This is a genomic window from Massilia sp. CCM 8734, from assembly GCF_011682155.1.
Taxonomy (GTDB): domain Bacteria; phylum Pseudomonadota; class Gammaproteobacteria; order Burkholderiales; family Burkholderiaceae_D; genus Telluria_A; species Telluria_A rubra.
Map to the genome: position 1 here is coordinate 1 of NZ_WHJI01000342.1, position 280 is coordinate 280.

General features: G+C 48.6%; 1 rRNA gene. It reads right to left on the minus strand.

What is annotated here, in order from left to right:
* Nucleotides 1-280 (minus strand): 23S ribosomal RNA (locus F2P46_RS36820); the annotation flags it as partial.

Below are 280 nucleotides of genomic sequence, written 5' to 3' on the forward strand. Positions count from 1 at the left end.
TTGGGCTTACGGCGTGGGAGCTTTTCACTCCCATTATCGCTACTCATGTCAGCATTCGCACTTCTGATACCTCCAGCATCCTTTACAAGACACCTTCGCAGGCTTACAGAACGCTCTCCTACCATATGGATTAAGGTACAAGTACCGAAAAACATATCCGCAGCTTCGGTGACTGGCTTAGCCCCGTTACATCTTCCGCGCAGGACGACTCGATCAGTGAGCTATTACGCTTTCTTTAAATGATGGCTGCTTCTAAGCCAACATCCTGACTGTTTTAGCC